This is a genomic window from Saccharopolyspora sp. 6V (assembly GCF_020176785.1).
Taxonomy (GTDB): Bacteria; Actinomycetota; Actinomycetes; order Mycobacteriales; family Pseudonocardiaceae; genus Saccharopolyspora_C; species Saccharopolyspora_C gregorii.
In genome coordinates, this window is the sequence record NZ_JAIUKB010000210.1 from 1 (window position 1) to 5811 (window position 5811).

The 5811-nt window shown below is 69.5% G+C and carries 5 protein-coding genes and 1 CRISPR repeat array; all 5 genes read right to left on the reverse strand.

Annotated elements, in window-relative coordinates; genetic code table 11:
• Positions 1–279, reverse strand: a 279-nt coding sequence (locus tag LCD35_RS29245) for a bifunctional DNA primase/polymerase (protein WP_225045278.1), incomplete at its 3' end; no start/stop codon positions are given.
• Between the two features lie 137 nt (positions 280–416).
• A complete protein-coding gene (locus LCD35_RS29250; RefSeq protein WP_225045279.1) occupies positions 417–1910 on the reverse strand; it encodes a ParB N-terminal domain-containing protein in 1494 nt (497 codons plus the stop codon).
• Between the two features lie 83 nt (positions 1911–1993).
• A complete protein-coding gene (locus tag LCD35_RS29255) occupies positions 1994–2977 on the reverse strand; it encodes a DUF4192 domain-containing protein (RefSeq protein ID WP_225045280.1) in 984 nt (327 codons plus the stop codon).
• Between the two features lie 42 nt (positions 2978–3019).
• Positions 3020–3601 (reverse strand): hypothetical protein, encoded by a 582-nt coding sequence (locus tag LCD35_RS29260; protein WP_225045281.1) that lies wholly within the window; start codon positions 3599–3601, stop codon positions 3020–3022.
• A gap of 109 nt (positions 3602–3710) precedes the next feature.
• Positions 3711–4376, reverse strand: a complete 666-nt coding sequence (locus LCD35_RS29265; RefSeq protein WP_225045282.1) for a hypothetical protein — start codon at positions 4374–4376, stop codon at positions 3711–3713.
• Between the two features lie 321 nt (positions 4377–4697).
• Positions 4698–5759: direct repeats of the CRISPR family, unit length 37 nt; unit sequence GTGGCATCGGCCCGCCAGGGCCGATGAGGATCGCAAC.
• Positions 5760–5811 lie beyond the last annotated feature (52 nt).

Below are 5811 nucleotides of genomic sequence, written 5' to 3' on the forward strand. Positions count from 1 at the left end.
TGCGGAAGTCGTACCGAACAGCCGCGACCAGATCTGCTCCTGCCTCGGCGTGTTGCGTGCTAGTCCGGTCAACAGGTTGAACGGTGTGGCCGTCCAGAGCTCTCGGATGCGCAGCGGGTCGGTGGTGGCCGCGTTCTCCCAGCCGGTGAAGACGGGACGTTTCGAGCGCGGCCACAGCGGGAGCACCGCGTGTCCTCGTGCTGCTGCGGTCAGGGCGGCGTGGAGCAACGGCGGGTCGGCGTCGTGCGGGTCGTCGACGTGGCCGGTGGGGATGCTCATCGGTTCGGCCTGGCTCGGACCAGCGCCGTGCAGGCATCGTGGCCCAGGTGGAGGTGGGGCATGACGGCGGTCTCCTTCCTCTATCCGCACCGGGCCGGTCCCGCCGTAGCGGACGGGGCCGGCCCGGCGGACGTGGTTCAAGCGGCCTCGCCGGAATCCGGGGAAGCCTCGGCATCGCCCGTGGTCGACGAGGCCTCGGCGGTGACGAGTGCTTCGACTTCGGCCGGTTCGTATCCCCACTGCTGGAGCTGCGCGAAATACCGGCGCTGGAGATCGTCGGGCCGTTCCCAGGTGTGGCGGCGGTCGGTGCCCGCCTCGATCGCGGCCATCGCCAGCACCGTCAGGATCACCGCGGCGCGGCCCGGGGTGGCCTGCTCGGCCATCCGCGCGATTTCCGCCGAGCCGCCGGAGACACCGAGCAGCTCGGCGGCGAGTTCGTGGCCGCCGGTGAGGGCCTTGCGCAAGCAGTGACCACCGTCGGCCCAGGCCTGTGCGGTCCACGCGGGCGCGTCCTTCGGGGCCGTGCGCCGGGCGGCGAACTTGCGCAGCCAGTCGCGGCGCAGGGTCGTGGCCGAGTCCCAGGCTTTGCCGTGGTCGATCACGGTGCGTCGGTGGGCCTTCTTGGCTGTGCGCTCCTGCTCGGTCAGCTCACCGCCGTTGCTCGGTGCCCGGGTGGCCTGTCCCGCGGGTGCGAAGCGTTCGGCGTGGCCGTGGTCGATGAAGTCCTGGCAGACCCCGATCTCCTCGACCTGGCCGGTGGGCCGGGAGTAGTCCAGGAACACCGCGTGCCCCGGGCAGTGGACGTGCTGTTCGGGGTCGAGGTCGCTGCCGGGTTCGGATTCGGGTGTCGGTCGCAGCGCGCTGAGCCTCCGCAGCCCGTCCGGGTAGAGGTAGGGCCGGTCGATGACGGTGACACCCTGCTCGACGAGTTCGCCGGTCCGCACGGCCAGCGCGGCCTCTTCGGCACGCTGGTCGCGCCAGCGCTGAGCGACGTGGGCGAGCTGCGCCGGCCGGGTGGAGGCGGTCTCGCGCAGCTCGGCTTGCGCCTCGTCGTCGCCGTCGAACTCCGCGATGAACCCGGCCTGCACCAGGTCCAGTCCGGCTTCGACCGCGCCGGTCGCGGCTGCCGAGCGGGCCACGGTCACGGTCGACTGGACGCGTTTGGCTGGCACGGACCGCTTCCGCGCGATCTGGCGGGCGGAGAGCCCGAGGTCGAGGAGTTCTTGGGTGGCGGCGAGCTCGTCGCGTTCGGCGAGCCGGCACCGGTGCTCGTTCTCCCCGAGCTGATCGATGACCCGCTCGATCGTCCCGCGGTCGTCATCGTCGGAGTCCCGTGCGTCGCTGACCAGCACCCGGACCTCGCTCAGTCCGGCCTCGACCGCGGCGAGGGCGCGCCGCTGCCCTTCGCGCACGATCAGCGAACCGTCGGCACGGCGGCGGGCGATGATGGGCTGGCGCACACCCCGCTGTTTGATGTCGGCGAGGAAACCCTTGGTGAGCCCGGCTTCGGAGCGGACGTTCACCCCGATGATCAGGTCGCGCGGATCGACCCGCAGCAGCTCGACGTCGCCTTCCGCGATCTCCGGCGCACCGCTCGTACTCGAACCGTCGGCCGTAGCAACACTGTCCATAGTGGTCGTTTTAGGCAATGTTCTCTCCGTTTCAAGGCAACAAAAAACGCACCTCGTCCGAGGTGCGTCGAGATGGGGTGCGCTCAGTCCAGCTGGATCTCGGGGTCACCGGCCATGTTGTCGAGGAGCGCGCTCAGGTGGTGGGCCTTGGCCATCAGAATCTGCTCGAGCATGGACAGCAGCACGCTGGGAGCCTGCGGGGCGGCTGCCTTCCGTGCCCGTTCCAGCGCGAGGTTGGCCATCACGCCATCGCCGATGAGATGTGACGCGACCGCCAGCAGGACTGCGGGTGCTTCGACCTCGGTGTCCGGGGCGTGGCGAAGCAGGATCGTCCAGAGCTGCTCGGCTCCCGGTTCCCGCCGGAACAGCATCAGGTCCCGCACCGCGGGAGAACCCACGGCACCGAGTGCGGCCACCGCCTCGTCCGTGCTCAACGCCTCGCCGTCGCGCAACCGTTCCAGCGCCGCGAACACCGGTGCCGCGGCTTCCCGTAGCGACTGAGGCACGTCCTCCGAGCGTTCGTACCAGGTCTGCAAGCGGTCGGCGACGTCGCGGCGCACCGCGTCCGAGGCGGGAGCGATCGTCGCCGCCATCTCCTCCCGGCTTCCCCACAAGCGAAACCCTCCCGCGGCGGCCATCGCCGCCAGCTGGGAACCGGTGGTGTCGTACACGACCCCGTCGCAGCCGTCGTGCTGGTAGCAGTACCAGTTCTCCCCGTCGCGCAGGGCTGCGGTCCACACCGCGTGCACGCTGATCTCGTGCTCGTCGAACTCCGAACCGACCTCGGCGATCAGTTCCCGCTGCTCCTCGCGGTCACCGCCGATCACGACCGCGACGACGGCGTCGACCTCCTTGTCCTCGGCGAACTGCCGCAGAAATCGTGCGGCCGGTGCGCGGTGCTCCGGCGCGGGCAGGTCGATGCGCAACGTGACTTCCACCTTCGACCTGGTGCCGAGGTCGAGCAGTCCGACCAGCACCAGTGAGTCGGCGGGGACGAAACCCATCAGGTTCGGGATTTCGCTGACCAGCGGGTCGAGTCCGTTGAGCGCCAACTTCGATTCCTCCATGATGAACGACCTTTCTGTCGTGTGGTGAACGGATGAGCAGAGTCAGGCCGAGAGGGGCCGTTGCCCGGCCGCGTACCGGCAGTCCGCGGGAACGCCGTGGTGCCATCCCGCGCAGGTGATCTCGCCCAGCACGCGTTCCGGGTTGCCCGCCTTGCGGCGCGTGATCGTGTCGAGCTCGTCGATCCGCGCGCCTTCCAAGGCCTCGTGCGCGTCGTGGCTTTCCCAGAACAACGGCTGGTCGGGGAACGCGCGCCGCCACATCCGGCAGTACAGACCGGAAGCGACCGAGGCCAACGGGGTCACTTGGCTGGCCTGGGCGAGCACGCAGCACACCTCGGCCGCGGTCGCCGGCCGCGTGTCCTGCCCGGCCACGACCCGCTCCAAGATCTCGACGGCGTGCGAGCGGTACACGAACTCGGTGGACATCAACTCTTGCCGCGGCGGCAGCAGAGCGAACGAGTGCCACAACGTGTCGGCGGCGTCGGGGTGTCGGGTGCGCGCGGCGTCGATCTCGTCCTCGGCCCACCCCAAGGCCTCGAACGCGCCGATGATCTCGCGCCCGATGTCCCCGAACGCAGCGGAGATCGAGCTGTTGCTCGTGATGGCGGCCGGATCTGGGGCCATGTACACCTCCCATGAAAAAGACGCCCGTCCGAAGACAGGCGTCGGTTGAAACGACATGCGGATGGAACGTTGCTGGTCGAGGAGCCGGTGACGGAGCGGGATGCGCTCGTCAGCAGGCCGTGGGGAACGCGTTCATCCCGTCGACGCGGACATCGATCTGGACCTCGGTCTCGGGTCGTCGGTAGCGCTTGCCTGCCCGTTCACGACTGACGTCGATCAACAGGTGACCGTCCTTGCTGATGCGTGCAGCGATGTGCACGCCACCGACGGTCATCGTGGGAGCGGATGTCGGCTCGACCAGCCACAGTGGATCGCCGCCTTCCGCGCACAGCTTCGCCCCGAACGCTCCAGGGACGACGGAGGTGGCGGCGGAGATCTCGTCGTCGCCGTGCAGATCGACGTAGAACCGGTCGCTGGCGGACTCGTGCCGTTGCCAGCGGTCCTGCGGTGACCGGATGCCGAGCGCGGACGTCAACGCGTACTGGATGCGTTCGAGCACGTCGGTCCAAGGCGCCGAATCGGGATCTTCGGGGACCGGTGCGCCATCACCTGTGGACCAGAGCTGCCGTTCGTCCTCGGCGAGGGCGCAGCACACCTCGGTGTTCTTGCGACGCACGGCGACGACCAAGGCAGCAGCCTGCGGAAGAACGTCGCGCACGAGCTGGGACACCTCCAGCATCCGCAGCCGGTAGAGCTGGTCGGCGGCGTGCTCGGCGGTCTCGTCCGCACGAGCGATCCGCTGCGCCAAGTACCGCGAAGGAACAACCGACAACATGACCTCACCTGCCCTTTCTTGTGGAGTGGTCCGTTCGCGCAGCTTGGTTTCGACGCAGTGCCGGACTCTGGGGAGTGGGGCCAGCGACTGAAGTCCTGCCGACCACGACCCGCTTCTATGAACCAACCGGGGTGGCTGGTGAGTCGGTTATGAAGAGGAGCGGCCTGGAGGCTGGATGTCGGTGACGTCCGATGTATGTTCGGTTCGGAGCCGGTAGCGTGGTGCGACACGCCTAGGGGATCTGAAGTGAATTCCGGGCGTGTCGGTCACAGCCGGATAAAGTAATCCCGTCGAGCGGGCTGTTCTGCCTGATCGACAAGGGTGGCATCGGCCCGCCAGGGCCGATGAGGATCGCAACCTCGCCGCGTTCGGCCTCGGGCACCTCCAGCGCCCCGGTGGCATCGGCCCGCCAGGGCCGATGAGGATCGCAACTCGGGCGCAGTGAGCCCCGCTGATGCCCAGGCGCTTGTGGCATCGGCCCGCCAGGGCCGATGAGGATCGCAACCTCGCCGCGTTCGGCCTCGGGCACCTCCAGCGCCCCGGTGGCATCGGCCCGCCAGGGCCGATGAGGATCGCAACCCTCGGGTCGGGCTCCCGCGTGCCTCACGGAAGCTCTCAGTGGCATCGGCCCGCCAGGGCCGATGAGGATCGCAACCCCGCCGGTGATGATCGTGATGGGTGTGCTGTAGGCGTGGCATCGGCCCGCCAGGGCCGATGAGGATCGCAACGAGTTCGACAACGCGCCGAACGCGGCGGCGTGGTTGTGGCATCGGCCCGCCAGGGCCGATGAGGATCGCAACTCCCAGGTTTTCGGCATCCTCGGCGGCGTCCTGCAAGGTGGCATCGGCCCGCCAGGGCCGATGAGGATCGCAACTCGGGCAGGAGGCGAGCATGGGTGCGGGCGTAGGCGTGGCATCGGCCCGCCAGGGCCGATGAGGATCGCAACCGCGCCGACACCGATGATGTGGCGGCCGAACTCCCGTGGCATCGGCCCGCCAGGGCCGATGAGGATCGCAACCCCGCCGCCGCCCCGCGGCGCCGGCACCGCACCGCGTGGCATCGGCCCGCCAGGGCCGATGAGGATCGCAACATCGACGGCCGCTTCGCCCCGGTCGCCGCAGCCACCGTGGCATCGGCCCGCCAGGGCCGATGAGGATCGCAACTCCGGCTTCGGCAGGTTCATCAGCGCCTGCTCCTTCGTGGCATCGGCCCGCCAGGGCCGATGAGGATCGCAACGTCAGAGTCACCGGCGGGCAGAGCCCGCACCCTCGAAGTGGCATCGGCCCGCCAGGGCCGATGAGGATCGCAACTCGTCGTCGGTGACGGCGTACGAGGTGTAGATCTCGGTGGCATCGGCCCGCCAGGGCCGATGAGGATCGCAACCCGGACGGGCGGGCACCCCCCCCCCCCCCCCCCGCCCCGCCCCGCCGCCCCC